Source organism: Thermalbibacter longus (assembly GCF_023806485.1).
Taxonomy (GTDB): Bacteria; Chloroflexota; Chloroflexia; order Thermomicrobiales; family Thermomicrobiaceae; genus Thermalbibacter; species Thermalbibacter longus.
Genome location: NZ_JAMSLR010000002.1, coordinates 86969 through 112476, shown reverse-complemented (window position 1 = coordinate 112476; position 25508 = coordinate 86969). Strand labels below are relative to the sequence as shown.

The window sequence follows — 25508 nt, the reverse complement described above, 5'->3', positions numbered from 1 at the left end:
CCAGCTCACGCGCACCCCGCGCCGTCGTCGCCCGAGCAAGGATAGCACGCTCGATCCGGTTTCCACGGTCTTCAGCAGTGTCTCGCCCGCTGGCACCGGGCCCTCGCGTTCAGGTAGCATCCTGCGAGGCGCGTTGCACCCGGTGGAGGCGGAGCCACGGGGAGCGCATGGAGCAGTCCGTCATCGACCGCTACTGGCGTCATCTGCTCGCCGGACTCGCGATCGGCATCCTGGTCGTCTTCGTCCTGGCGGTCATCGCCGATGGGCGGAGGCTAGCTTCCTCCCTGGCGCGCTTCGAATGGACGCTCGTGCCGCTCATCCTCGCCCTCACTGTGTTCAACTACGCGCTGCGCTTCATCAAGTGGCAGCTCTTTCTCCGCTGGATCGGGGTCCACCAGCTCTCCCACGCCGTGAGCCTGGGGATCTTCCTCGCCGGCTTCGCGATGACCATTACTCCAGGGAAGGTGGGAGAGTTTCTGAAGTCCTACCTGCTCCGCCGGGCCACCGGCACCCCGGTTGCCACCACGGCTCCCGTCGTGCTCGCCGAGCGCCTCACCGATGGGCTGGCTATGGCGATCCTGGCGCTGCTGAGCGCGTTCGCCGGCATCCAGGCTGGCTGGGCCGGCCTGGCGCTGGTGCTCCTGCTGTTGCTCGGCGGCATCAGCCTCATCCAGCAGCGCCGGATGATGCTCGCTTTCCTGCGCTGGTGTACCCGACTCCCGCTCGTTCGCCGGCAGGCCGGAGCGGTCTACGAACTCTACAACTCGTCTTACGAGCTCTTCCGGCCGCGACGCCTGGCTGTCGTCACTGTCCTCAGCGTGGTCTCCTGGTTCGGCGAGTGCCTCGCCTTGTGGGTTATCCTCCACGGGCTCGGCCTGCCGCCCACGCGCGAGCTGCTCGCACTGTCCATCTTCAGCCTCTCCACCGCGTCGATCGCGGGGGCACTCTCGTTGCTTCCCGGAGGTCTGGGCGCGGCCGAGGCCAGCATTACCGGGATTTTGCTGCTCTTCAGTCAGCCGCGTCTCTCCCCTGCCACAGCCGCGGCCGCCACGCTGCTCATCCGCTTCGCCACGCTCTGGTTCGGCGTCGGGCTGGGGCTGATCGGGCTGCTCTGGGTGCAGCAGCGGCTCGAGCGGCTCGGCGCGGTCGAGCGCGCGGCCGGGCCGTCACCACCGGTCACGAGACAGCCGGCCACCGGCCAGCACGAAGGGCGTCGAGAGCGGTAAGCCTGAGGTACTGGCCGCGACCTGGCCGCTTTGCCCGATACCGGCAGAGAGTGCGGCAAAACGATACCCCGGCGCTGCCGGGGTACGACGCTGGCCATTGCTGGGAGAGCGCGGCTCAGGACTCGTCGTCGAGCAGATCCTTCAACCGATCGCCGATCCGGTACCCACCTGGCCGCCCTGGGCGCGGTGGCCCTCCGGGCCGGGGACGCCGGTCAGGGCCCCGATCTCTGGCTCCTGGCCGTCCGGACGGGGGGCCGCCGCGGCGATCCGGCCCGCGCGGCTCGCGATCACCGCCGTGGGGACGCGGTGGATGAGCGCCGGGGCCAGAGGGCACGCCGGTTGCTTCGCGCTCCTGCTCCGCAGCCTCGCGCTCCAGCAGCGCCTTGCGCGACAGGTTGATCTTCCCGTCGGGCCGGATCCCGGTCACCATCACGTTGATCTCCTGCCCGACCTTGAGCACATCCTCGACCGACCGCACCCGGCCAGGCGCGATCTCGGAGATATGCAGGAAACCGTCCTTGCCCGGCAGGATCTCGACAAAGGCGCCGGATGGGATGATCGTGACGACCCGCCCATAGAAGATCTCGCCCACCTCCGGCACGCGGGTGAGCTTCTCGATCTCCCGGACGGCCCGGCGAGCGCTGTCCTCCTCTGCCGCGCTGATGAAGACGGTGCCGTCCTCCTCGATCTCGATCTTGGAGCCGGTCGACTCCTGGATGCCACGGATGATCCGGCCACCGGGGCCGATGACCTCACCGATCTGCTCCGGCCTGATCTTGATGCGGATGACGCGCGGCGCGTACGGCGACATCTCCGGCCGCGGCGCCGGCAGCACCTCGATCATCTTGTCGAGGATAAAGAGCCGGCCATGACGCGCCTGCTCCAGGGCGGCGCGCAAGATCTCGGGGGTGATGCCCATCACCTTGATATCCATCTGCACGGCTGTCACCCCGTCCCGCGTGCCGGCCACCTTGAAGTCCATATCCCCGAGCGCGTCTTCGATCCCCTGGATATCGCTGAGGATCGTGAAGCGGCCAGTCTCCAGATCGGTTATCAGCCCCATCGCTACCCCGGCGACCGGCTTGCGAATCGGCACGCCCGCGTCCATGAGCGCCAGCGTGCTGCCGCAGACACTGGCCATCGAGGTCGAGCCGTTCGAGCTCAACACCTCGGACACGAGCCGCATGGTGTACGGGAACTCCTCCTCGCTCGGGATCACCGCCAGCAGCGCGCGCTCGGCCAGCGCGCCGTGACCGATATCGCGGCGGCTCGGCCCGCGCAGCCGCCGCACCTCTCCGACACTGAAGGGCGGGAAGTTGTAGTGATGCATGTATCGCTTGGATTCCTCGATCCCGAGCGTATCGAGAAGCTGCTCCTCTTCCTTGGTTCCGAGCGTGCAGACCGTAAGCACCTGGGTCTGGCCCCGGGTGAAGAGCGCCGACCCATGCGGCCGCGGCAACACGCCGACCTGAATCCAGATCTCCCGGATCTCATCCGGACGACGCCCATCGGGCCGTTCGCCGCGCTCGAGAATCGTCTCGCGGACCAGACTCTTCACCAGCGAGTCGAACAGCTCGCCCACCTCCTTCGCGGTCGGGGCGGGCTGCTCTGGGGATGGAACCAGCTCGGCCGGCACGAAGTGCGCGATGGTCTCCTGGCGCAGCGCCGCCGTCGCCTCCAGGCGAGCAGTCTTGTCCGGGTTGAATACGGCGGCCGCGAGCCGATCGCCGAGATAGGCTTTGATTCGGTCCTTCAGCTCGGTGTTCTCGGCAGGAGGGACGAACTCGCGCTTGGGCTTACCGGCCACGGCCTGAAGCTCGCGCTGGAGCTCGACGATCCGCTGGATCTCCCGGTGAGCCAGGAGAATAGCCTCGACGAGTCGCTCCTCCGGGATCTCGTCCGCCTGCCCCTCGACCATCACCACGGCGTCCGCAGTGCCAGCCACGACCAGATCCAGCCGGCTCTCGAGGAGCTGCCGGCTCGTCGGATTGATGACTAGCTCGCCGTCGATCTCCCCCACGCGCACCGCGCCGACCGGCCCGTACCAGGGGATATCGGAAATGGTCAGTGCCGCCGAGGCGCCGATGATCGAGAGGATGTCCGGCTCGTTCTCCTGATCGGCCGAGAGCACGGTCGAGATGACCTGGACCTCGTTCCGGTAGCCCTTGGGAAAGAGCGGCCGGATCGGGCGGTCAGTCAAGCGCGCGGCCAGGATGGCTGCCTCCGAGGGCCGCCCCTCGCGCCTGAAGAAGCCGCCTGGGATCTTGCCGGCAGCGTACATCTTCTCCTCGTAGTCGACCGTCAGTGGGAAGAAATCGAGACCCTCAGCGGGCTCCTTGGCCCCCACGACGGTCGAGAGCACGACCGTTTCCCCGTACCGAACCGCGACCGCGCCGTCAGCCTGCTCGGCGACGCGCCCGGTCTCCAGCGTGAGAATGCGGCCGTTGATCTCGATCGATTTCTGATGGATGACAGGTGGCATACCCCAACTCCTATACCTCGAAGCACTCTCGACTCTCTGCCAGGACTGCTCTGTCGCTCACGGAGATCGTATGGCATGGGCTCGGCTGCGCTCCCCGGCGCGCACGGGCCATCGGCGCGACTCGCCCGGGCTAGTGACCCATAACGAAAGAGCCCAGGGGTATCCCCCTGGGCCGGAGAGTCGCGTCTGTACAGGACGGCGCATCCTGAAGCCAGCGAGCGTGCAATGGTCGTGAGCTCGATCGGCCTCAGAGGACACGTCGCTACCGGCGGAGTCCGAGACGGGCGATAAGCGTGCGGTAGCGCTCGACATCAGTCTCCCGCAGATACCTGAGCAGCCGCCGACGGCGACCCACGAGCTTGAGCAACCCGCGACGCGAGTGATGATCGTGCGGGTGCTCGCGCAGATGCTCGACCAGGGTATTGATCCGCTCGGTCAGCAGGGCGATCTGGACCTCGGATGACCCGGTGTCGGAATCATGCGTGCGATACTGCTGGATGATCTCTTCTTTCTGGGCCTTATAGAGTGCCATGCCCTGCTTGCTCCCTCGCGTCCCAGGATACGCTCCGAACCCTTCCCCTCCGACCGAAGGGGAAGCTCACGCAACAGGTCGCAGTATAGCAAAAATCCGGGGCCGCGCCTAGCTCCGCGCAGACCAATCTGGAGGCACGAGCGACCGCTGATCGGTCGCTCACCCGGTACCGATCATCCCAGGGATCAGAGGCCATCCCTAGGCCGGGTTCTCCGCGCTCGCTTGCCGGCGGCGCGCCTGTGGGTCGAGCCGCCCCCTAGGACGGGATCTGACGTGCCTTTAGCCAGGGCATCATGGCTCGCAGCCGTTCACCGACCTCCTCGATCGGGTGCTGCTGCGCCTCCTGGCGCATCCGAGAGAAGTTCGGCCGTCCCGCGTCGTTCTCGGCCATCCACTGCTGAGCGAAGCGGCCGGTCTGAATATCCTGGAGGATCTGGTGCATGGTCTCGCGCACCCGATCGTCAATGATCTTCGGCCCGCTGACGTAATCACCGTACTCGGCCGTGTCGCTGACCGAGTAGCGCATGAATTTCAGCCCGCCCTCGTAGATCAGGTCGACGATCAGCTTCAGCTCGTTGAGCACCTCGAAGTAGGCCAGTTCCGGCTGGTAGCCCGCCTCGACCAGCGTCTCGAAGCCGGCCTGGATCAGGTGGCTCACGCCACCGCAGAGCACCGCCTGCTCACCGAACAGGTCGGTTTCGGTCTCCTCCTTGAACGTCGTCTCCAGCACGCCGGCCTTGGTGCAGCCCAGTCCTTTGGCGTAGGCCAGAGCGAGCTGCTTGGCCTGGCCGCTCGCGTCCTGATGGACGGCGATGAGCGCTGGCACGCCGATTCCCTGCCGGTAGAGGTCTCGCAGGACATGACCAGGGCTCTTGGGCGCGATCATGGTGACGTCGATCTCGGCCGGCGGGACGATCCGGCCGTAGTGGATGTTGAAACCGTGGGCGAACATCAGCACTTTGCCGGGCTTCAGCTCCGGCGCCACGTACTCCTCGTAGACGCCCTTCTGCACGTGGTCGGGCATGAGCATCGAGATCACGTCGCCGCGCCGGGCCGCCTCTGCCACCGAGAGCACCTCGAAGCCGTCAGCGGCAGCCCGCTCGCGGCTCCGGCTCGTCTCCGGCAGCCCGACGACGACGTTGATCCCGCTGTCGCGCAGGTTCTGGGCATGCGCATGCCCCTGGCTCCCGTAGCCGAGTACCGCGACCGTCTTCCCCTGCAGATACGAGAGATCCGCATCCTGGTCGTAGTAGATCGTAGCCATCGTCCTTCTCGACCTCCCCTGTACCTGATCGACACCGGCGAGCGCCGCGAGGCTCCCAGCAACGTCCGGCCTAGGCTACAACCTCGGGCTGGCCGATGGCAACAGCTCGGCCGCCGCGTGCCATCGCTACGACGCCGGTGCGAGCCAGCTCCTTGATCCCGTAGGGGCGGATCAACGTGATGAGCGACTCGATCTTCTCCGGGGGGCCGGTGACCTCGATGACCATCGAGTCCGGCGCCGCATCGACGATGCGTGCCCGGTAGACATCCGAGACGAGCCGCATGATATCCGAGCGCGTTCGCTCGGTCGCGTTCACCTTGATCAGCGCGAGCTCCCGCTGGATCAGGTTCTCGTCGGTGACATCAGTAATCTTGATGACCTCGAGCACCTTGTAGAGCTGCTTGACCAGTTGCTCGATCTTCCGGTCATCGCCCTTGGCCACGAGCGTGATCCGGGACAGGCCCGGGTTCTCCGTGTGGCCGACCGCGATGCTGTCGATGTTGAACCCCCGCTGGCGGAAGAGGCTCACGATCCGGTTCATCACCCCCGGCTTGTCCTCCACCAGCACGACCAGCGTGTGGCTGCGCACCCTACCACTCCCCATCCTGGACATCGTACTCATCGATCATTTCCCGGAAAGAGCCTCCAGACGGGATCATCGGGTAGACGTTCTCTTCCTGGTTGACCACGAACTCGATCAGCGCCGGCCCCCGGAACGAGCGGGCCCACTGGATGGCGTCCTCCACCTCGGCCGGTCGGGTCACGCGCCGGGCTGGCATCCGGTATGCCTGGCCGAGCAGCACGTAGTCAGGGCTACTGATCGGCGTCTCGGAGTAGTTGCGGTTGTGGAAGAGCTGTTGCCACTGTCGCACCATGCCGAGGTAGCCGTTGTTGATGATCGCGACCTTGACGTTGCAGTTCTCGTCGACGATCGTCGCGAACTCGTAGAGCGTCATCTGCACTCCACCGTCCCCGACCACCGCCCAGACTTCCGCCTCCGGCCGCCCGAGCGAGGCGCCCATCGCCGCTGGCACGCCGAAGCCCATGGTGCCCAGCCCGCCGGAGCTGATCCACTGGTTCGGGATGTCGCACTTATAGAGCTGGGCCGCCCACATCTGATGCTGCCCGACGTCTGTCGTGACGATCGCCTTGCCTTCGGTCAGCTTGTGCAGCCGGTCGATCACGTACTGCGGCTGGAGCACGCCGTTGGGGCCAGATGGAGCAGTGCGGATCGGCCGGTACCAGCTCCGGATCGTCTCGATCCACTCGTCGTGGCGCAGGGGTTCCATCTCCTCAAGCAGCAGCTTGAGCGCCTCTCGCGCGTCTCCGACCACCGGCACCTCGGTCTTCAGCACCTTGCCGATCTCGGCCGGATCGATGTCGATGTGGACGATCCTGGCGTTGGGAGCGAACTCGCTCGGTCGCCCGGTGACCCGGTCATCGAACCGCATGCCGATGCCGATGATCACGTCAGCTTCGTGGATAGCCCGGTTCGCATGGGCGAAGCCGTGCATCCCCACCAGCCCCAGGCAGAGGGGGTGCGAGGCGGGAAAGCCGCCGATCCCGAGCAGTGTCAGCCCGACTGGGATCTGCGCGCGCTCGGCGAACCTGACCAGCTCATCGGTCGCGCCGGAGATCAGGATGCCGTGGCCGGCCAGGATGAGCGGCCGCTGGGCCTGCCGGATCAGCTCGGCAGCCCGGCGGATCTGCCGCCGGTGCGGGACGATGGTCGGGCGATAGCCTGGCAGGTTGAGCGGCTGGGGTGGGGCGAGGTAGCCCTTCGCGAGCTGGACATCCTTGGGGATATCGATGAGCACCGGCCCCGGACGCCCTGACTTGGCCAGGTAGAAGGCCTTCTGGATCGCCGGGCCGATCTCGTCCACGCTGCGGATCACCATGTTGTACTTGGTGATCGGGATGGTGATCCCGGTGATATCGGTCTCCTGGAACGCGTCCATCCCGATCACGGCCTGCGGCACCTGGCCGGTAATCGCCACCAGCGGCACCGAGTCCATCATCGCCGTGGCGATCCCGGTCACCAGATTCGTGGCTCCGGGGCCGGAAGTCGCCAGGCAGACGCCCACCTTCCCAGTGGCCCGCGCGTAGCCGTCGGCCGCGTGCGCCGCGCCTTGCTCATGGCGGACGAGTACGTGGTGGATCGGAAACTCCGGCAGCACGTCGTACAGCGGGATGACCGCCCCGCCGGGATAGCCGAAGATCAGATCCACGCCCTCGCGCACGAGCGCCTGGCAGATCAACCGGGCACCCAATTGCGGTTCCGTCTGCGGCTGATCGGTTGCTGCGCGTCGCGCTTCGGTCTCGACCGCCATTCCATCACCCTCCTTGCCCCAACCTCACCGGGCACCCCGGCGTTACCGCTGATCGCTCGATCGTCACAACGATTGAGCCTCCCGGTCTCGGGAGGCTCACGAGTCTGGCTATCGGTATCGTGCTACTCGTGTCTCGCTCAGCCTCCCAGACCGCTGGCGCGGAGAATAATAAGGATGCCTACGATAAGGAGAATAAGCGAGCGTACGAGGAGGGAACGGTCAGCGGGCGCCTGGACAGGCAGGCTGGCCAGGAGCGTCCGGTTCGCCCTGCTCTGTCGACCTGCTGCCCTCACGCCACGACCCTCCGCCCACACATCACGGTGTTGCATCCTAGCCTATCAGCATCTCGCACCGCTGTCAAGGATCTTTCGCTTATTCCCGCTTTTGGTGGAGGATGCCTGCGCTCGCGTCTCTCCTCTCGAGGATCCGAACGCAGCGCCGGCTCAATCGTCCAGCCGATCGAAGATGATGCGCCCTGATCCTGCCACCTTTCTGATCATGTACCGGTCGAGCACGAACCACTCATACGTGCTCGGAGCGAGCTGTGCGGCTGCGGCGTGGCGCGGGAGCAGGGCGGTACGTTGCGCCTCCTCGCGCGACCGCCACACGCAGAACGAGAGGCAGTTCCGCTGGGCATCGAGGTCGCCGGCGAAGTAACACAGCAGTCCTCCGGTCATGAGCGCCTCGGCGTACGCCTGGTCGTCGAACTCGGTGAGTGCCTGCTCGTTCGCGTCCGGCCGCCGTACCGACCGGAACACGACCAGGTACCACTCCCCCGCATCGAGATCAGCGAGCGCCTCTTCCCAGTTGAACCCCTCCTCGATCGGCGCTGTCTGGTAGGACGGGGTGATCGGTCGCAAGCGAAGGAACGCCCGGCGCTCGCGCTCGCTCGTCTCCAGCTCGCTCTCCGGAATGCTCGTGAGGTCGAAGGGGCGAAGAACCATACGCATCTCCTCCTATTCCCTTGCAATTCCCGACGTGATAGGTCTCGATCGTCCCCGCAATGCCTTCCCCGAGCGTGGCTCGCGAGAGCAAGGGCGGCCCTCGCTCGAGCCCAACGCAAACCAACGCCATTCTGCTCCGGCAGTAGCCCGGGGCACCGCGATGGTAGAGAACACACGCAGCGCACCAGGACGGCGTGCCGGCAGCGTTAGGCCGCCGTATCGGCCAGGTGACGGCAGGATAGCGCAGAACGGCATCCGGTACCACAGTTCGTCTTCAGACTGTCGACTCTGCCCGATAGAGCTCCGCCATCCAGCTTTCGGTCAGCCGCCGAGCGCGCTCGACGATCGCGGCTTCGGCAACTCGCACCAGGTGCCCTTCGCGCACCACGGGTTCCCCGCGCACGTAGACGTCGGTAACCGCGCCGTGGTGCAAGGAATACACGAGGTTGTACGCGATACGGTGCCGCGGCTGCATCGAGAGGTCGTCGAGCCGGATCAAGCAGAAGTCCGCGAGCATTCCCGGCGCGATCCGCCCGAGCGGCAGACCGGTAACGTGCTCTCCGTTCGTGGTCGCCATGTGCAGCACCTCGGCCGCTCCCAGCGCATCGCCGCTCCCGGCCAGCCCTTTCTGCAGGGTTGCCGCCAGCCGCATCTCGTCGAACACGCTTAACCGGCTGTTGGCCGAGCCACTATCGCAGCCGAGGGTGACGGTCACGCCGTGCTGCAGGTACACGCGGAGCGGCGCAATGCCATCGCCCAGGAAGAGGTTCGACCCAGGACAGTGGATCAACCCGCCTCCAGCGCGGCCGAGCGCGGCGATTTCCTGCTCTTCCAACCAGACCCCGTGGACGATACGGATGCGCTCGTCCAGCGCGCCAAGCTGCTCGATCCACTCGAGCGGGCCACACCCGTAGCGCCGTCGGATCTGTTCTCCTTCATACGGAGCTTCTGCCACATGGATGTGCCACGGGGTGTCGAGCTCGGCGGCCAGCCGCGCGCCTGCCTGGATCATCTCGCCCGATGCTCCGTGCGGGCTGTGCGGAGCCGGGATGACCCGCACCAGCGAGTGCCCCTGGAAGCGTGAGGCGAGCGCGCGGCCATTCGCGACGGCCTGCTCCGGAGTCTCCCGGTACGCTGCAGGGGCGACGTCCCAGTCCATCATCGACCGGGCGAGCACCAGCCGGATCCCCAAATCCTCCGCTGCCTGGGCCAGCGCGATGGCACGCTCGTTGTCGCCGTGATGCAGGTAGAAGAAGTCGCAGACTGTCGTCGTCCCGTACCGCAACATCTCGCCGAAAGCGAACAGCCCCGCGGTGTAGACGTCCTCCGGGCCGAGGCGGGGCGTAAACCGATAGAGGACGTCTCGCCAGGCAGCGAACGGTCGGTCGTCTCCCAGGCCGCGCAGCAGCGACTGGAACGAGTGGCTGTGCGCGTTGACCAGCCCAGGCATGAGCAGTCGCTGCGGCGCCTCGAGGACGACACAACCCGGGAGAGCCGCGCGGAGCTGCTCGAGCGGGCCAACTTGCTCGATCCACCCGTCTCGGTACGCGACCGCCCAGCCGAAGCGGACTGTCGTCCCATCCAGAAGCGCTTCAGGCGCCAGGACGCGCATCATCGGACAATTCGTCCTTCCCTGACGACGATTTTCCCACCAGCGATGACCGTATCCACGAGCGTCGCACCGAAATAGTAGGGAATGTACCGGTAGCTGGGCACATCCAGGATTACCAGATCTGCTCGCTTCCCCGGCTCCATGCTCCCGACCTGCGCACCAGCTCCGATCGCGTAGGCCGCGTTGATCGTCGCAGCCACCAGCGCTTCCGCTGGGGTGAGTCCAAGCTGAACGCAGGCCAGCCCGATGATGACCGGCACCGACCAGATCGGGCTCGAGCCAGGGTTGAAGTCGGTTCCGAGCGCGACCGGGATCCCGAGCTCGATCATCCGTCGTGCCGGCGGGAGGCGCTTTTCCCGCAGCATGAACGCGGCGCCGGGGAGCAGGACAGCAATGGTTCCAGAAGCACGGAGCGCCGCCAGATCCTCCTCCTCGACATGCTCGAGGTGATCCGCGGTGAGCGCTCCTACCTCGGCAGCGAGACGGGCGCCACCGGTTCGGTGTCGTTGCTCCGCATGGATCTTCGGGATCAGGCCGTACTGGCGACCGGTGAGCAGGATCCGCCGCGCGTGGTCGAGTGAGAAGACGCCGGCCTCGCAGAACACGTCACAGAACCTGGCGATCCCCATCGCCGCTGCCTCGGGGATCGTGCTCCGGCAGACGATGTCGACGTAGCGGTCAGGATCGTCGCGGTACTCTAGAGGCACGGCATGGGCGGCGAGCAGCGTGCCGACGACTGCCTGCGGGCGAGTAGCGGCCAGGCGCGCGATCACGCGCAGCAGCTTGAGCTCGTCCGCTGTCGTGTTTCCGTACCCGGTCTTGATCTCGACCGTCGTGGTGCCAGCGACGAGCATGCGATCGAGAGCGGCGCCCGCGCGGTCGACCAGCTCTTCCTCGTCGGCCGCGCTCGTTAACCGCATGGTATGGAGGATGCCGCAGCCCCGGGTCAACAGGTCGAGGTAATCGACCCCGGACAGGAGCGCCTCGAACTCGCGTACCCGGTCTCCGGCAAAGATCGCATGGGTATGCGGATCGACGAAGCCGGGGAGCACCGCGCGGCCCCGTGCATCGAGCACGAGGGCATCAGGCGCCCGATCGACCTGGCGGAGCACGGTAGTCGTCGGCCCGGCCATGATGATGCTGCCGGCCGCGTCGACCGCCACGGCACCGTCGTCGATCACCTGCACGTTTCCCTGGAGCGCGCCGGCTCGGGGGCCGGACGGGCCTGCCAGGGTGACCAGTTCCGCCGCGTGGACGACGAGCAGAGACGCCGCCGGCATCCCCTACTCCTCAGGTTCGGGAGCGACGGTCGGGGGCGAGGGCAGGCGCACTCCCCAGCGCTGCGCTGCCCGCAGCGCCCGGCTGTACCCGGCATCAGCGTGTCGCACGATACCCAGCCCGGGATCCGTGCGGAGGACTCGCGCGAGCTTGCGCTCCGCTCGCTCGCTGCCATCGGCGACAACCACCATGCCGGCGTGGATCGAGTACCCGATACCGACACCGCCACCGTGGTGCACGCTGACCCAGCTCGCGCCGGCAGCGGTGTTGACGAGCGCGTTGAGGATCGGCCAGTCGGCGATCGCATCCGACCCGTCGCGCATCCCCTCCGTCTCGCGGTAGGGAGACGCCACCGAGCCCGCGTCCAGGTGGTCGCGCCCGATCACGATCGGCCCCTTCAGCACACCCTTGCGCACCAACTCGTTGAAGAGCAAGCCGGCCTTGTCTCGCTCACCGTAGCCGAGCCAGCAGATCCGGGCCGGCAGCCCCTGGAAGGGCACGTGCTCCTGAGCCATCTCGAGCCATCGGCGCAGGCTGGTGTTCTCCGGGAAGAGCTCGGCGACCGCTTCATCCGTGCGGTAGATATCGTCAGGGTCGCCGGAGAGCGCCACCCAGCGGAACGGGCCCTTGCCCTCGCAGAACAGCGGGCGGATATAGGCCGGGACGAAGCCCGGGTAGCTGAACGCCTCCTCGTGCGGGACGCCGCCGAGCTCGGCTTGCGCCCGCAGGTTGTTGCCGTAGTCGAAGACGATCGCGCCGCGACGCTGCCACTCGACCATCGACCGCACGTGCCTGGCCATGCTCTGCCGTGCCCGCTCGCGGTAGCTCGCGGGATCCCGGCGGGCGAGCTCCCGAGCCTGCTCGGGGCTGAGCCCCTGAGCCACGTAGTCGCAGGGCTCGTGTGCCGGAGTCTGATCGGTGACGATATCTGGCCTGAAGCCAGGCCGCTCGAGCAGCGCCTCGTGCACATCGACAGCGTTGCCGATCAGCGCGATGCTGAGCGGTCGCCCGGCGCGGCGGGCGTCTTCGGCCCAGCGCAGGGCCTCGTCGAGATCGGCGGTCAGCCGATCGACATAGCGGATCGCCAGGCGGCGCTCGGCGCGCGCCCGGTCGACCTCGACGCAGAGCGCGACGCCCTCGTTCATCGTCACTGCCAGGGGTTGCGCCCCGCCCATGCCGCCGAGTCCGGCGGTCAGTACCAGGCGATGGCGCAGCGTCCCGCCGAAGTGTCGCCGGGCGATGGCAGCGAAAGTCTCGTACGTCCCCTGCAAGATTCCCTGGGTACCGATGTAGATCCACGAACCGGCCGTCATCTGCCCGTACATGGTGAGGCCAAGCGCTGCCAGGCGGTCGAACTCCGCCGCAGTGGCCCAGGCCGGCACCAGCAACGCGTTGGCGATCAGCACGCGCGGGGCATCCGGGTGCGTCTGGAAGACGGCGACCGGTTTGCCGCTCTGCACCAGCAAGGTCTCGTCGTCTCCGAGCTGCTTGAGCTCGCGCACGATCGCGTCGAAAGCGTCCCAGGAGCGGGCGGCCCGTCCACTCCCTCCGTAGACGATCAGCTCGTCCGGTCGCTCCGCGACCTCAGGATCGAGATTGTTCATGAGCATGCGCAGAGCTGCTTCCTGCTCCCAGCCACGGCAGCTCAGCTCCGCGCCGCGCGGAGCCCGGACGACGCGGGGGCCCGCATGATCGTGATCACTCATCGATCCCCTCCGTTTCTCGTGCGAACTGGTCTGCTTCCGCTGCGCTGTCGCCGCAGTGCGCCTCGAGCACCGCTCGCGCGCGCAAACAGCTCGGCGAGCGGGTAGTTCCAGATGTCGACCGGCAAGACACGATCCAGCTCCGCCAGCAGCGCGGCGACCCCCTCGCCGACGCGCGTCACGCCACGCTCCCGGAAAGCCTAGCCAGCACGCGAGGGACAAGCTCGGTCACCCCCGGACGTGTGTCCGGCTCGGTTCTCGACTAACCGCCTCCGGTCTCCTGTGACCTCCTCATCCTAATCCTATGTCACCATGCTAGCGCGCGCATGCTTGCTCTTAAAGGGTCACCGCTCGAACACGTGCAGATTGCCAGCCTAGGCTCTCGCCCGTGGCTGATCGGGTGGCCGAGTGGGCGCATCGCCGAGGTCGGCGCGCTCGGATTTGACCCGCCCTAGAGCAGCCCTTATCATCAGCAGCGGGGAGGCGAGCGGATGACTGAGCTCCTGTACCTCGAGGACAGCTACCTCCGCGAGTTCGATGCCCGGGTCGTTCTCGTCACCCCGGACAACGGGGTGGTGCTCGACCGCACCGCCTTCTATCCCGGCGGTGGCGGCCAGCCGCACGATACCGGCGAGCTCCAGGTCGGCGACCGCTCCTGGCGCGTCGTCTCGCTCCGCCGAGGAACCGACTACGGGCAGGTCGTGCACCTCCTCGAGGGTGGCCCACCTCCGGCCGCTGGCACGGTCGTCCACGGCGTGCTCGACTGGGAGCGCCGCTACCGGCTCATGCGCACCCATACCGCGCTGCACGTGCTCTGCGGGGTCGTCTTCCGCGAGTACGGCGCGCTGGTGACCGGCGGCAACATGGACGTGGACAAGGCGCGCATGGACTTCGAGCTCGAAGACCTCAACCCGGAGCGCGTCGCCCGCATCGAGGCGCTGGTAAACGAGGCCATCGCCCAGGGGCTCGAGGTGCGCTGGCGCACCCTGCCGCGCGCTGAGGCGGAGCAGATCCCCGACCTGATCCGTACCAAGGTCAACCTCTTGCCGCCCAACATCACCGAAGTGCGCGTGGTCGAGATCGTCGGACTGGATCTCCAGGCCGATGGAGGCACCCACGTGCGCAACACGCGAGAGGTCGGCGGCATCAAGGTGATCGGCACTCGCTCCAAGGGGCGGATCAACAAGCGGCTCGAGATCGCGCTGGTCGACCCCAGCGAGCGAGCGCAGGGGGGACTCGCGTGAGCCTCCCCTGGGATCGCCTGCTGGCCGAGCGAGCAGCCCGGATTCGCCCCTCGCTGCTGGTCGACTTCGACCGCCTGCCCTCGAGCGCTGACCTCGTCCTCTTCTCCGGCGGCGCGCCGCCGCTCGAGTGCCTGCCAGCCGAGCGGATCGCCGGGGCGCTGGCCGAGGCCTGGCGCGCCGAGCCGGAGGCGCTCTGGTACGGCGAGTCCCAGGGCCACGAGCCGCTACGGGTCGCCATCGCCGAGCGCATGCGCCAGCGAGGCGCCGCGGTCGAGCCCGAGGAGATCATCATCACCAACGGTTCCCAGCAGGGGATCGACCTGATCGCCCGGCTGCTGCTCGAACCGGGCGACCGCGTGGTCGTGGAGGCGCCGACCTACTTCGGTGCCCTGCAGGTCTTCGAGCCGTTCGCTGTCGAGATCTGCACGGTGCCGCTGGACGACCGGGGCATGCTCGTCGAGGCGCTAGAGCGCGTCCTGGCCGCTCGACCTCGCCCGAAGCTGATCTACACCGTCCCCACCTTCCAGAATCCGGCCGGCGTCACGCTCGACCTGGAGCGGCGCCAGGCGCTGGTGGCGCTCGCTGAGCGGTACGGTGTGCCGATCGTCGAGGATGACCCGTACGGCGAGCTGTGGTTCGACCGGCCGCCCCCGCCACCACTGCGCGCCCTGCACCCGGACGTGCTCTACCTGGGTACCTTCTCCAAGACTCTGGCACCCGGACTGCGCATCGGCTGGCTCGTCGCGCCGCGCCGGCTCATGAAGCTGCTGGTGGACACCAAAGAGGGGATCGACATCCAGGCCGACCGCCTGCTGCAGCGCGCCCTCGCTCGCGTGCTCGAGGGGGATTGGTTCGAGCGGCACCTGGAGGCGGCACGCGCGAACTACCGAGAGCGCTGCACGCTCCTGCTGCGTTGTCTCGAGCGGGAACTGGCCGGTCTGGCGACCTGGAACGCGCCGGGGGGCGGGTTCTTCGTCTGGGTCACGCTGCCGGACGCCGTCGATACCGACGCGCTGCTGGTCGAGTGCGCGCGGCACGGCGCTGCCTACATCCCGGGCTCGGCCTTCTATCCTGATGGCGCGCCCCGGCCGAGCTTCCGGCTGGGCTTCACGACGCTCTCGACCGCGAGACTGGAGGAGGGGATGGCCCGGCTGGGACTCGCCATCCGGGCCGCTGTCCAGCCCTCCCTCGCCTGACCCTGGTGAACGATCCTGTCCGCCGCAGGGTCGACCGCCGGTAGCATTTTCGCCTCGCCGCGATGGGATCGACCGCGAGAGCACTTGCCCGCTGACGACAGGGCGGGCGTGGACGTGCGCCAGCGCCTGGCGGCTGCGTGCCACTGATCGCTGCGTACGTATGCGCGTGTTCGCTGGACAACGGGCACCTGTCTGGGGCATACTCCCTGTCAGGAGACAGACGCCCGGAGACCGCGAAAGGAGCTGCGCGCATGGCGGAGCGGGGATACTGGATCGTCGTCGGCTCGCCGGAGAACTTCGAGGCTACTCGGCAGCACGGCTTCACCGTGCAAGGGTTCAAGAGCCGGCACCGCAAGAAGGCCGAGCAGATGAAACCTGGCGACAAGCTGGTCTACTACCTGACCGGCGAGAAAGCCTTCGCCGCGATCGCGACCGTCACCTCCACCTCCTTCGAAGACCACACGCCGATCTGGCGCAGCAAAGACCCGAAGAAGCAGGCGGAGGACTACCCCTGGCGGGTGAAGATCGAGCCGGAGATCGTCCTGCCCGAGGGCGAACACGTGCCGGCCGAGCCGGTCGCGCGCCAGATGCAGTACACGCGCAAGTGGCCGGCAGAGCACTGGACCCTCGCCTTCCAAGGGAATCTGCACCGGATCGACGAGGGCGACTTCGAGCTGATCCGCAAGGCGCTCCTCGAAGCCCACGCGTCAGTCGCTTAGCTAGAAGCGTACCAGCTCCTCCGACCCCAACCGCAGAGCGAGTCGGGCAACCGACGACTGATAGTCTGGCTGCCCGGCGCTCGTCGGGATGCTCGGTCGACGTCTCGCGGGGGAGCCTCCTCGCTGGCTTTGCGGCGCCGACACGCGCGGGCACGGTCAGCGCTGCGTGCCGCTCGGCGCGACACCTGTGCGGGTGACCAGCGGGACACCCGAACCTACCCCCCCCCCCGGCGTCCCTGCTGGCCAGCGGTGAGACGTCTCAGCGCTCGAGCCGGCGACCGTCACACCCACGCTCCGCTCGTCCTCTTCACTCCCGCTCGCGATGGGACTCCCACTCCTCCCCAGCCTGCACGGCGCGCGTGATCCGCTCGAGCGCCTGGATCAACGCCGGGCCGATGGTCTGGAGCTCCTGCCAGTGAAACGCTGCGAGACCCTCCAGCACCCGCCTGCCCTCAGGGGTGAGCCGGACATAGACCTGGCGCCGGTCGCGCTCCCCCCGCTCGCGCCAGACGAGGCCCCGGCGCTCCAGGCGATCGACCAGCTCGACCGCGCTGTGGTGCTGGATCTGGAGCCGCTCCGCCAGCTCGCCGACCGTCGGCTCCCGATCCGGCGGCAACCCCCGCAGCGCCAGGAGCAACTGGTGCTGCTGCGGCTCGAGACCGACGGAGCGCGCTGCCTCCTCGCTCCGGCGCAAGAACTGCCGGAGCCGGTACCGGAACTCGGCAAGCGCCTGGTAGTGCTCGTCGCGCAGGATTTGCCCCATTCCGCCTCCCGGCACATTATATCGGATCACGATATACTTGACCGAGGCCGGCTGGCCGTTGTGCGGACACTGCTGGAGGTGGTCATGAGCGAAACGTCGCCGCCGGGGATCCGCCCGCTGCGCATCGTGGAGGGCATCGTACTCTGCGGCATCGTCAGCCTGCTCGCGCTCTTGCCGCCGGGACTCCACTTCGTCACCGGGCCACTCAGCCCGATCATCGGGGGATTCGCAGCCGGAGCAGGTCTCCGCCTGCGAGCGACGGAGGCGTTGATCCTCGGTCTCGTCCTCGGGCTCCTCATCGGGCTACCGGCGCCGATCCTGCTGGTCGAGCTCGGCATTCTCCCCCACCTGGCGACGGCTGCGCTCGTCTTCTTCTCCCTGCTCGCTGCAGTCTACATCGGCGTGTTCAGCATGGCCGGCGCGTACCTCGGCGCACAGAGCGGGCGACGACGCCCGACGGCCTAGCTGGCCGGGTACACCGGCAGCCGGCGGGCACGTGGCTGTGGTAGATTTTGGCCAGGAGTACGGCAGCGTCGAGGAGAGGAACTGGATGGGCTACTGCCCACGCTGCGGCGAGAACCCGCCCTGGGGCGCGAGAGCGACCGCGAGCGCGAGCCGCCAGCGGCGGCCGGTGCGAGTCGTGGCGGGATCGAAGATCGTCCGGCTACCACAAGGTCTCAAAGAGGGAGATCGGGTGCGCTACGGCGGGGTACTGTTCGAGGTACGCCGCAGCGGGGAGGTCATCGAGCTTCACCTCATCGGGCGATAGCTCGACCGCTAGAGAGGTCAGTGCCCCGGTCTCTCGAGAGACCGGGGCACGTTGTCCGGTGGAGATGGGGGGAGTCGAACCCCCGTCCAGAGCGTTCGGCCAAGGATCTACTACAGGCTTAGTCGGTGTTTTGGCTCTCGCCGGTGAGCCCCCACCGACAGGGTCTCGCCCGGACCAGCCGGATCAGTCTTACGCTAGCCCGCACCGGCGCTTGGGCTAGCGGCACCCTCGGCTTTGCGACGCCCGCTCTGGACCCGCCAGGGAGAGGTCCAGGCAGACGTGGCCGCGTTTACTTACGCAGCCAGAGCGAGTTCGCGCTCGCCAGTTACTTGGTTGCCCCTTTTTACGAGTCCCGGGGCGACCTCGGCCTGCAATCCTCGCACCTACGGCCCTGTCGAAACCGGTCATCCCCTCGACAGCAGCCCCTGGTGAGCGCAAATCTCAGTATACATCGCGTTCCCGCACCGCGCAAGGCGTGAAAGCCGGCTAGCCGAGCGCCAGTCGCAGCCGGTTGCCACCGAGGACGTGGAAGTGCAAGTGGTAGACGCTCTGCCCCGCGTCCGGCCCCACGTTCGTCAGCACCCGGTAGCCGGACTCGGCGATCCCGGCCTCGCGCGCCACCCGCGCGGCCACCTGCAGGCAGCGGCCGAGCAGCGCGGCATCGACCTCCTCGGCCTCGCGCAGCGAGGTAACATGCTGGTTGGGGATGACTAGGATGTGCACGCGCGCTTGGGGGTGGATGTCCCAGAAGGCGGTCACCAGGTCGTCTTGGTGGACGACGCGCGCCGGTTGCCGGCCAGACGCGATCTCGCAGAATATGCACCTGGTCGTCATACCGCTCCTTTCTTCACCCATCCCTTCGCTGAGGAGCACGCAATGCCGGAGTTGCCCGAAGTCGAAGTCGTCCGCCGCTCGCTGGAGCCGCAGCTCCGCGGCTCCAGAATCATACGCGTCCTCGCCGGCCAGCACCCAGCCGATATCCTGGCGCTGCCGCTGGGCGAGTTCGCCCGCGAAGTCGAAGGGCAGCGCATCGCCCAGCTCGGGCGGCGCGGCAAGACGCTGCTGATCGAGCTCGACTCGGGCGCGACGGTTACCGTCCACCTGGGGATGACGGGCGAGCTGTCCCTGGCCCAGCCAGGCGAGCCGCATCCCCCGCACCATCACCTCAGCCTCGTGCTCGACCAGGGGCAGGAAGTCCGCTACCGGGATATCCGCCGCTTCGGGCGCATCGGGCTCCTCCGGCCCGGCGAGCGCGACCGGCTCGAGGCGCGACTGGGACCCGAGCCGCTCTCGCCCGAGCTGACGCCCGTGCTGCTGCACGAGCGGCTCGCCCGGCACCGGCGGGCCATCAAGGCACTGCTCCTCGAGCAGTCGTTCCTCGCCGGCGTGGGCAATATCTACGCCGACGAGGCGCTGTTCCGCGCGGGCATCAATCCGCTGCGTCCCGCCAGCTCGCTCGACCTCGAGGAGACGCGAGGTCTGCTGCACGCCCTGCGAGAGGTGCTGGCAGCGGCGATCACCCGCCGGGGTACCACCATCCGCAACTACCGGGATGGCCTCGGCCAGCCAGGCGAGAACCAGACCCGGCTGCAGATCTACGGCCGGCCGCCGGGCAGCCCCTGCCCGGTCTGCGGCGCGCCGGTCGAGCGCGTGGTGGTGGCACAGCGCGGCACGACCTTCTGCCCCCGGTGTCAGCCCTTCCTGCCGGCGACTGCGGCTAGCCGATCGAGCACGCCAGGATCGTCGGGATCGAGCACCGGGTAGTCGCCCTCGACCAGCTCCAGGTGCTTGAGCCCGCTCCCGGTGAGGAACAGGACAGTCTCGTCGTCGGGCCCGAGCTCGCCGCGCTCGCGCAGGCGCCGGGCGGCGGCAACCGTCGCGCCGGCCTCCGGCGAGACGAACAGTCCTTCGAGCCGGGCCAGCAAGCGTACGCCTTCCAGCATCTCCTCGTCGCTGACTGTCAGCGCGGTGCCGCCGCTGGCGCGCACGGCATCGAGGATCAGGTAGTCGCCGATCGCGACCGGCACCCGGATCCCGGGCGCGACCGTGTGGGCGTCGCGCCAGGGATCGGCGTGGCGAACGCCAGCCTGGAAGGCCCGCACGATCGGGGCGCACCCCTCGGCCTGGACGACGATCATCCGGGGACGCTCCCGGCCGATCAGGCCTAGGCGCTCCAGCTCGTCGAACGCCTTCCACATGCCGACGATCCCGGTACCGCCACCCGTCGGGTAGACGATGGCGTCGGGCAGCCGCCAGCCGAGCTGTTCGGCCAGCTCGAGCCCCATCGTCTTCTTCCCCTCGGCGCGGTACGGCTCTTTGAGGGTGGACACATCCATCCAGCCGAAGCGCTCCGCCCCGGCCCGGACGACCCGTCCACAGTCGTTGATGAGGCCGCGGACGAGGAAGACGTGGGCCCCGTAGGCGCGGCACTCGGCGGGCATCGCCGGAGGCGTGTCCGCGGGCATGAAGACGTAGGCAGGCAAGCCAGCTCGGGCCGCGTAGGCGCTCATGGCCGCGGCCGCGTTCCCGGCCGAGGGGATGGCGACCGCCTTGGCACCGAGCTCCTTCGCGCGGGAGACAGCGGCGGCTAGCCCGCGCGCCTTGAAGCTCCCGGTCGGGTTCTGGCTCTCGTCCTTGAGCCAGAGCCGAGAGAGGCCGAGCGCCTGCCCGAGCCGTTCGCCTCGCAGCAGGGGCGTGCCCCCTTCGCCGAGCGTCAGCCGGCTGGCCGGATCCCGTACCGGCATCAGCTCGTGGTAGCGCCAGAGCGTCCAGGGGCGCGAGCGGAGCGCCTCGCGCGTCAGGGTCTGGGCCGCGCGTTCCAGGTCGTACTCGGCGAAGAGGACTTTGCCGCATGCTGGACACGTGGTGTGGATCTCGTCGGCCGGGTATGTCGCGCCGCAACTCGTGCAGCGCAAGCTCACAAGACAGCTCGCCGAGACGACCTGTTCCATACCGCTCGTACTCCCTTCGTCACCATGCCCGGCGTCCTGCCGTGCCGGCCCCCAGTGTACGGCAGCTCGCCGCGCGCGGCGCCGTCGCGGCACGATGCTGCGGATCGATCCCCAGGCCGTGACCCGAGTATGATTCCGGGCGAGACCCAATGATTGGCTGGTCGGCGCGACGCGGTGTTCGTAGACCGGCGCGCGGAGATCGCTCGCCGAACGAGAGGATCGGATCGGTGGCTGAACAGATCGAGAGCCCAGCGCAGCGCGTATGGCGACGGCTACGGGGAGCCGAGCCCCTGCTGGTGGCGGTGACGCTGGCAGCGTGGGCGGCTCGACGGATGAGCTTCGTCGACGGCTGGCGAGGGGCGCTGGACGTGCTGACCCTCGCCGCCCTCGCGGCGCTGGCGCTGATCTGGTCGATCCGCCTCGCCCAATGGGGGCGAGCGCTCGTCGAGGACCCTCGACGAGTGCTGCTCATGGCCGGCAGTCTCCTCATGACGATCCTCTCGCCCCCGGTGCTGCTGTTCAGCCTGGCGCAGCTCGGTGGCGAACTGCTGGTACGCCTGCGCTACCGTGGGCGCTTGCCCGCGCCGGGCACCTATCGCCAGAAGGTACGCTACCGGCTCCCGGTTACCGGCTGCTGGACGGTCTACAACGGCGGAGTCACGGCGGAGACATCGCACTCATGGGGACTCGCCGGCCAGCGCTATGCGTACGATCTGGTCGTCAGCGACGCGAACGGTCGGAGCTGTCGCGTCGATTCGGCCCCCAAGCCCGAGGACTGCTACGCCTGGGGACAGCCGATCGTCGCCCCGGCCGACGGCCTGGTGGTCGAGGCGCGGGACGGCCACCGCGACTGCCCGTGGGTCGGCATCGTCGATCCCTTCGCCTGGAGCCCGCTGGGCAACGTCGTGGTGATCCGCCACGCGGAGCGTGAGTACAGCCTGCTGGCGCACCTGCAGCGCGGTAGCATCTGCGTGCGGCCGGGCCAGCCGGTCCAGGCCGGGCAAATGGTCGGTCGTTGCGGGAACTCGGGTCACTCGACCGAGCCGCACCTGCATGTCCAGGTGCAGGATCATCCCCGTTTCCTTCTGGCGGCTTCGCTGCCGGTGCAGTTCGACGGCTGGTGGCGCCTCGAGAGCGAGAGCGAAGAGGCAGGCTACGTCTCCGCGGGCTATCTCCGTCGCGGTGACCGCGTCTGCGCCGGCCTGGGTGCCGAGGTGTCTGAGGGTGCCGGCATGTCCCACGGCTCGAGAAGCCTGACCGGAGGAGCTGGAAACGGCCAGGGGCAGGCCGATGCCCCCCAGTAGAAAACGACACCGCCCGGCGGTGGAGGGCGGTGTCCCGGAGCGGGAGACGGGATTCGAACCCGCGACAACCGGCTTGGGAAGCCGGCACTCTGCCAACTGAGTTACTCCCGCATCAGTTGTCCTCATAGAGTATAGCGTCAACCGCCTGGTGCTGTCCAGTGCCCTGCGACTCTCCTGCAGCCGTGGACGGTCCCGCGCCCCGGACGTATCCGGCCCACAGCGGTCAGTTACCCGGGGCACCGGCGGCGGGCAGGTCGGAGGGTTCGCTGGCACGTCGCCAGCCGGCGCGCAGCGCCACGGCCAGGGCGAGCACGTTGCCCAGAGAGAGGAGGAAGAAGCCGAGCGCCAGCCCCGCCGGCGACCCCTGCGCGAGCTGGCCGATCGCCAGTCCGAACAGGTTGGCCAGCACCGTGCTGGTGAACCCGATCACGCTGCTCGCAAACCCGGCGATGTCGCCCAGCGGCTCCAGCGCCGCGCTGTTCGCGTTGGAGAAGATCAGCGCGATGCCGAAGAACGCGGCGCTCATCAAGAGCCAGTAGCCCAGCACCCCGACCCCGAGCGCGGCAACGCCCAGCAGCGATACCGAGACCAGGCTCAACCCCACCACGGCTGGTGGCAGGACTCGCCTCAGGCCCAGCCGGGTGATCACCAGGCCGTTCGTCACCGTACCCAACACCTGAGCAAGCCCAGTCCCCGCGAACGCGAGCGCGAAGAGGGCGTTCGAGAGTCCGAAGTGCTCCTTGTAGAGCTGGGCTGAGCTGGCCAGGTAGGCATAGAGCATCCCGTAACTGCAACCCAGGATCACGGTGAACGCCAGGCTCGGCGGAGTCTGGAGCAGCCGCTGCCAGGCTCGCCGCAGGTGGCCGAGCTGGAGCGGGCGCCGTCGTTCGGGAGGCAGGCTCTCGGGCAAGCGCAGCACAAGCCAGACCGTGAGGAAGGCAGAGATCGCGGCGATCATGCCGAACGGCGCGCGCCAGCCCCAGCGGAGCAAGAGCACCCCGAGCGAGGGCGCGAAGAGCGGGGCAACGAGCAAGACCAGCATCGCGAACGAGAGCACGCGCGCCATCGCCTCGCCGCGGTAGACGTCACGCACCAGCGCCGTCCCGACGACGCGCAGCGCCGCCCCGAAAACGCCCTGGAGGAAGCGGAGCACCAGGATGAGCCCGAGCGACGGGGCGAAGACGAGCGCGAGCGCGCACAGGAAGAAGCCAGTGGCGGAGACGCTGAGCAGCGAACGCCGTCCGAAGCGGTCGCTGAGCGGGCCGAACACGATCTGCCCGGCAGCGAAGCCGAAGAAGTAGAGATTGACCACGAGCTGGGCACGGGTGTCGCTCGTCTGGAAAGCGACCGCCAGGTCGTGGAGCGCCGGCAGCATCGCGTCGATGCTGAAGGCGCTGAGCCCCATCATGAAGCCGAGCAGCGCGGTCAGTTCGGCCGGTGAGACCGGTGAGCGAGCGCCAGCGTTCTCCTGGCGCGTATCTGGCGTCGTCGCCTGCCTGCCCTTCGTCGTCACCTGCCGCGCGTTGCCTGGTCGACCGCTTCTCCTCGCGACCGGCAAGCTCGCCTGCACGCCCGCCCACCGAGCGAGGGCCACCAAGCGCACCATCATAGCAGAAGCGCACCCCTCATCGTGCAGGCGGTGCGCCTGCCAGGATGCCGAGACCGGAGTGCCGGTCACGGCGAAAGCCATCACCGCCCTAACAGCGTTCGAGCCCGATGCGGCGAGACGAGGCTGGGGCGCATGCCGAGCCGGCACAGGGGCCGGAGCATCTGGATGGCATGGCCGACGGCAAGATACTCGACCACAATCCGCGACACACCGCGAGCGCGATGCTGCTCCTAGCCAGTTCGCAGCCGCCCCATTGAGTCCGAGTGATCCGAATCTCGAGCGAGCGGGAGAACGGGCGCACCCGGCGCGCGAGCAGCCGCCAGCCACGCCAGAGTCGAAGCGCATGCGATGTCCCCGCTTACGCGATCGAGCTGCGGGGCACGCTCGCTGTCTCCTCCGGGCGTCGCCGGACTGGCTGCCACTGCACGGCCAGCTCAGGCAGCGAGCACACCCCGCACTGCCCGGGTGATCCTCTCGACGCTCGGCAGCACGTGCTCCTCGAGCGGCTTGCTGTACGGCACCGGGTAGTCTAGCGCCGTGACCAGCCTGGGCGGTACCTGGAGCGCGTGGAAGCTCGCCTCGGCGATCTCGGCCGCGATCAGCGCCGCGACCGAGGCGTGCCGTGGCGCCTGGTCTACCAGCACCACCCGGCCTGTCTTCTCGACCGAGCGGAGAATCGTCGAGATCGAAAGTCTGGAGCATGATCCGTTGCACGCCGTACGTGGCCCACTCGCGGATCTGCGTCACCAGTTCATCCGGCGTCCCGACGAACCACCAGCGGCGGCGTAGCTCGACCAGCAACTCGTCCAGCGTCTAGGGACGCAGCAGATAGAGCGGTTGATTGCCGACGAGATACTCGTGCACCTTGGCCGCCCGTTCCAGGAGCTCCTTGCGATCCCGCCCGACGATGTGGCCAACCATCAAGGTGCGGAGGATCGACGGTGGATCACTGTGAACAGCCGCGCAGTGATCCGCGAGAGCCACATTCTTTCGCAGATAGGCTTCGGGATCGACGAAGCCGGGGTTCCACTCATCGGCATGTTCAGCGACCAGGCGCAGCGTGCGCCGCTCGCCACCGATCATAATCGGCACCCACCGACTCGAAGCCGAACTGCTCGGCAATATCGACGATACGGAGCCAGCGTTCCCAGGTAACACCCTCCTGACCCTCAACCATGAGCCCGAGCCGCACGATCCCCCCTTCCCCCAAGCTGACTGGATGGGCGATCCCGATCCCCTACACAGATTCACCCACGTGCCCATGGGCACGCATGCTGCTCCAGGATCACAGCGCCGGAGTCTGACGTCACCGCCGCGACAGGCCGTCGATGCGCCGGGGCGATGAGTCGCGAGCGGCTCGTCATCCCCCGGATCACCTCCGCTCCTGCGCTCATCGAGTAAGCGGGCTCGCAGGGCTGGGGAAGCCAGGAACAGGCCTTACCTTCGCTTGGACAGCCGCAAGCCTCGGCCGACTCGTCTCGAGGTGCATGCTTGCGGTCTCCGGGTGATGACCTATTTTAGGTACGGCGTGGGCAGGCTCTCAAGCTCGCCGTTGAGCTTCCGGAACAGCAAGGCGCGGAGA

At 68.0% G+C, this 25508-nt stretch carries 22 protein-coding genes, 1 tRNA gene, 1 other RNA gene and 2 pseudogenes; 8 read left to right on the top strand and 18 right to left on the bottom strand.

Going from position 1 to position 25508, the window contains the following annotated elements; translation table 11 throughout:
* The first annotated feature begins 167 nt into the window (after positions 1-167).
* On the top strand, positions 168-1226 hold the full coding sequence (locus NET02_RS03630; protein ID WP_284056011.1) for a lysylphosphatidylglycerol synthase transmembrane domain-containing protein: 1059 nt from the start codon (positions 168-170) through the stop codon (positions 1224-1226).
* A 115-nt stretch (positions 1227-1341) separates the two neighbouring features.
* Here NET02_RS03630 and pnp read toward each other — a convergent pair whose 3' ends face one another.
* From pnp to NET02_RS03580, 10 genes and pseudogenes are all read right to left on the bottom strand, one after another.
* On the bottom strand, positions 1342-3708 hold the full coding sequence (gene pnp / locus NET02_RS03625; RefSeq protein WP_284056010.1) for a polyribonucleotide nucleotidyltransferase: 2367 nt from the start codon (positions 3706-3708) through the stop codon (positions 1342-1344).
* Between the two features lie 262 nt (positions 3709-3970).
* Positions 3971-4240, bottom strand: a complete 270-nt coding sequence (rpsO, locus tag NET02_RS03620) for a 30S ribosomal protein S15 (protein WP_284056009.1) — start codon at positions 4238-4240, stop codon at positions 3971-3973.
* Positions 4241-4496: 256 nt separating this feature from the next.
* Positions 4497-5513: pseudogene (ilvC, locus tag NET02_RS03615) on the bottom strand (ketol-acid reductoisomerase); the annotation flags it as partial.
* Positions 5514-5574: 61 nt separating this feature from the next.
* Positions 5575-6108, bottom strand: coding sequence for an acetolactate synthase small subunit (ilvN, locus tag NET02_RS03610; RefSeq protein WP_430981068.1), 534 nt, complete (start codon positions 6106-6108; stop codon positions 5575-5577).
* Positions 6095-7834, bottom strand: coding sequence for a biosynthetic-type acetolactate synthase large subunit (ilvB, locus tag NET02_RS03605; protein ID WP_284056006.1), 1740 nt, complete (start codon positions 7832-7834; stop codon positions 6095-6097). Before ilvB ends, ilvN begins: the two co-directional genes overlap by 14 nt.
* A gap of 443 nt (positions 7835-8277) precedes the next feature.
* Entirely contained in the window at positions 8278-8778 is a 501-nt protein-coding gene (locus NET02_RS03600) for a hypothetical protein (RefSeq protein WP_284056005.1), read from the bottom strand.
* 274 nt (positions 8779-9052) lie between these two features.
* Entirely contained in the window at positions 9053-10393 is a 1341-nt protein-coding gene (locus NET02_RS03595) for an amidohydrolase family protein (RefSeq protein ID WP_284056004.1), read from the bottom strand.
* A complete protein-coding gene (gene hutI / locus NET02_RS03590) occupies positions 10390-11670 on the bottom strand; it encodes an imidazolonepropionase (RefSeq protein WP_284056003.1) in 1281 nt (426 codons plus the stop codon). The genes NET02_RS03595 and hutI overlap by 4 nt, the downstream gene beginning before the upstream one ends.
* A 3-nt stretch (positions 11671-11673) precedes the next feature.
* On the bottom strand, positions 11674-13374 hold the full coding sequence (gene hutU, locus NET02_RS03585) for a urocanate hydratase (protein WP_284056002.1): 1701 nt from the start codon (positions 13372-13374) through the stop codon (positions 11674-11676).
* Complete coding sequence (locus NET02_RS03580) at positions 13371-13553, bottom strand: hypothetical protein (RefSeq protein ID WP_284056001.1); 183 nt, start codon at positions 13551-13553, stop codon at positions 13371-13373. Before NET02_RS03580 ends, hutU begins: the two co-directional genes overlap by 4 nt.
* A 309-nt stretch (positions 13554-13862) precedes the next feature.
* Here NET02_RS03580 and alaXM point away from each other — a divergent pair, with 309 nt between their 5' ends.
* The 3 genes from alaXM to NET02_RS03565 all read left to right on the top strand — a co-directional run bounded on the left by alaXM (position 13863) and on the right by NET02_RS03565 (position 16530).
* On the top strand, positions 13863-14615 hold the full coding sequence (gene alaXM, locus NET02_RS03575; protein WP_284056000.1) for an alanyl-tRNA editing protein AlaXM: 753 nt from the start codon (positions 13863-13865) through the stop codon (positions 14613-14615).
* Complete coding sequence (locus NET02_RS03570; protein ID WP_284055999.1) at positions 14612-15811, top strand: aminotransferase-like domain-containing protein; 1200 nt, start codon at positions 14612-14614, stop codon at positions 15809-15811. Before alaXM ends, NET02_RS03570 begins: the two co-directional genes overlap by 4 nt.
* 251 nt (positions 15812-16062) lie before the next feature.
* Complete coding sequence (locus NET02_RS03565; protein ID WP_284055998.1) at positions 16063-16530, top strand: EVE domain-containing protein; 468 nt, start codon at positions 16063-16065, stop codon at positions 16528-16530.
* A gap of 307 nt (positions 16531-16837) precedes the next feature.
* Here NET02_RS03565 and NET02_RS03560 read toward each other — a convergent pair whose 3' ends face one another.
* Positions 16838-17293: a MarR family winged helix-turn-helix transcriptional regulator gene (locus tag NET02_RS03560; protein WP_284055997.1), complete on the bottom strand. Its 456-nt coding sequence runs from the start codon at positions 17291-17293 to the stop codon at positions 16838-16840.
* An 84-nt stretch (positions 17294-17377) separates the two neighbouring features.
* Between NET02_RS03560 and NET02_RS03555 the strand changes: the two genes are divergently transcribed.
* On the top strand, positions 17378-17758 hold the full coding sequence (locus NET02_RS03555; protein ID WP_284055996.1) for a hypothetical protein: 381 nt from the start codon (positions 17378-17380) through the stop codon (positions 17756-17758).
* 85 nt (positions 17759-17843) lie between these two features.
* Positions 17844-18062 carry a P-loop NTPase family protein gene (locus NET02_RS03550; RefSeq protein ID WP_284055995.1) on the top strand — a complete coding sequence of 73 codons (219 nt, stop codon included), beginning with the start codon at positions 17844-17846 and terminating at the stop codon, positions 18060-18062.
* Positions 18063-18118: 56 nt separating this feature from the next.
* Here the strand turns inward: NET02_RS03550 and ssrA are convergent.
* Positions 18119-18474, bottom strand: a transfer-messenger RNA (tmRNA) gene (gene ssrA, locus NET02_RS03545).
* Positions 18475-18548: 74 nt separating this feature from the next.
* Complete coding sequence (locus NET02_RS03540) at positions 18549-18896, bottom strand: histidine triad nucleotide-binding protein (RefSeq protein ID WP_284055994.1); 348 nt, start codon at positions 18894-18896, stop codon at positions 18549-18551.
* Between the two features lie 42 nt (positions 18897-18938).
* Between NET02_RS03540 and mutM the strand changes: the two genes are divergently transcribed.
* Entirely contained in the window at positions 18939-19826 is an 888-nt protein-coding gene (mutM, locus tag NET02_RS03535) for a bifunctional DNA-formamidopyrimidine glycosylase/DNA-(apurinic or apyrimidinic site) lyase (protein ID WP_284055993.1), read from the top strand.
* On the opposite strand, the gene NET02_RS03530 is transcribed toward mutM, so the two are convergent.
* On the bottom strand, positions 19754-21013 hold the full coding sequence (locus NET02_RS03530) for a threonine synthase (protein ID WP_284055992.1): 1260 nt from the start codon (positions 21011-21013) through the stop codon (positions 19754-19756). The two genes, mutM and NET02_RS03530, sit on opposite strands and share 73 nt — an antisense overlap.
* A gap of 227 nt (positions 21014-21240) precedes the next feature.
* On the opposite strand from NET02_RS03530, the gene NET02_RS03525 reads away from it, so the two are divergent.
* Positions 21241-22317: a M23 family metallopeptidase gene (locus NET02_RS03525; RefSeq protein ID WP_284055991.1), complete on the top strand. Its 1077-nt coding sequence runs from the start codon at positions 21241-21243 to the stop codon at positions 22315-22317.
* 38 nt (positions 22318-22355) lie between these two features.
* Here the strand turns inward: NET02_RS03525 and NET02_RS03520 are convergent.
* From NET02_RS03520 to NET02_RS03505, 4 genes and pseudogenes are all read right to left on the bottom strand, one after another.
* Positions 22356-22428: transfer RNA gene (locus NET02_RS03520), tRNA-Gly, on the bottom strand.
* 112 nt (positions 22429-22540) lie between these two features.
* Positions 22541-23926, bottom strand: a complete 1386-nt coding sequence (locus tag NET02_RS03515) for a multidrug effflux MFS transporter (RefSeq protein WP_284055990.1) — start codon at positions 23924-23926, stop codon at positions 22541-22543.
* A gap of 434 nt (positions 23927-24360) precedes the next feature.
* Positions 24361-24618 (bottom strand): annotated as a pseudogene (locus tag NET02_RS03510) (transketolase C-terminal domain-containing protein); the annotation flags it as partial.
* Between the two features lie 121 nt (positions 24619-24739).
* Complete coding sequence (locus NET02_RS03505) at positions 24740-25018, bottom strand: hypothetical protein (protein ID WP_284055989.1); 279 nt, start codon at positions 25016-25018, stop codon at positions 24740-24742.
* Between the last annotated feature and the right edge of the window lie 490 nt (positions 25019-25508).

Coding starts and splice junctions, on each gene's coding strand:
- NET02_RS03630 (WP_284056011.1), top strand. CDS start 168: ATGGAGCAGTCCGTCATCGACCGCTACTGGCGTCATCTGCTCGCCGGA.
- pnp (WP_284056010.1), bottom strand. CDS start 3,708: ATGCCACCTGTCATCCATCAGAAATCGATCGAGATCAACGGCCGCATT.
- rpsO (WP_284056009.1), bottom strand. CDS start 4,240: ATGGCACTCTATAAGGCCCAGAAAGAAGAGATCATCCAGCAGTATCGC.
- ilvN (WP_430981068.1), bottom strand. CDS start 6,108: ATGGGGAGTGGTAGGGTGCGCAGCCACACGCTGGTCGTGCTGGTGGAG.
- ilvB (WP_284056006.1), bottom strand. CDS start 7,834: ATGGCGGTCGAGACCGAAGCGCGACGCGCAGCAACCGATCAGCCGCAG.
- NET02_RS03600 (WP_284056005.1), bottom strand. CDS start 8,778: ATGGTTCTTCGCCCCTTCGACCTCACGAGCATTCCGGAGAGCGAGCTG.
- NET02_RS03595 (WP_284056004.1), bottom strand. CDS start 10,393: ATGATGCGCGTCCTGGCGCCTGAAGCGCTTCTGGATGGGACGACAGTC.
- hutI (WP_284056003.1), bottom strand. CDS start 11,670: ATGCCGGCGGCGTCTCTGCTCGTCGTCCACGCGGCGGAACTGGTCACC.
- hutU (WP_284056002.1), bottom strand. CDS start 13,374: ATGAGTGATCACGATCATGCGGGCCCCCGCGTCGTCCGGGCTCCGCGC.
- alaXM (WP_284056000.1), top strand. CDS start 13,863: ATGACTGAGCTCCTGTACCTCGAGGACAGCTACCTCCGCGAGTTCGAT.
- NET02_RS03565 (WP_284055998.1), top strand. CDS start 16,063: ATGGCGGAGCGGGGATACTGGATCGTCGTCGGCTCGCCGGAGAACTTC.
- NET02_RS03560 (WP_284055997.1), bottom strand. CDS start 17,293: ATGGGGCAAATCCTGCGCGACGAGCACTACCAGGCGCTTGCCGAGTTC.
- NET02_RS03555 (WP_284055996.1), top strand. CDS start 17,378: ATGAGCGAAACGTCGCCGCCGGGGATCCGCCCGCTGCGCATCGTGGAG.
- NET02_RS03550 (WP_284055995.1), top strand. CDS start 17,844: ATGGGCTACTGCCCACGCTGCGGCGAGAACCCGCCCTGGGGCGCGAGA.
- NET02_RS03540 (WP_284055994.1), bottom strand. CDS start 18,896: ATGACGACCAGGTGCATATTCTGCGAGATCGCGTCTGGCCGGCAACCG.
- mutM (WP_284055993.1), top strand. CDS start 18,939: ATGCCGGAGTTGCCCGAAGTCGAAGTCGTCCGCCGCTCGCTGGAGCCG.
- NET02_RS03530 (WP_284055992.1), bottom strand. CDS start 21,013: ATGGAACAGGTCGTCTCGGCGAGCTGTCTTGTGAGCTTGCGCTGCACG.
- NET02_RS03515 (WP_284055990.1), bottom strand. CDS start 23,926: ATGATGGTGCGCTTGGTGGCCCTCGCTCGGTGGGCGGGCGTGCAGGCG.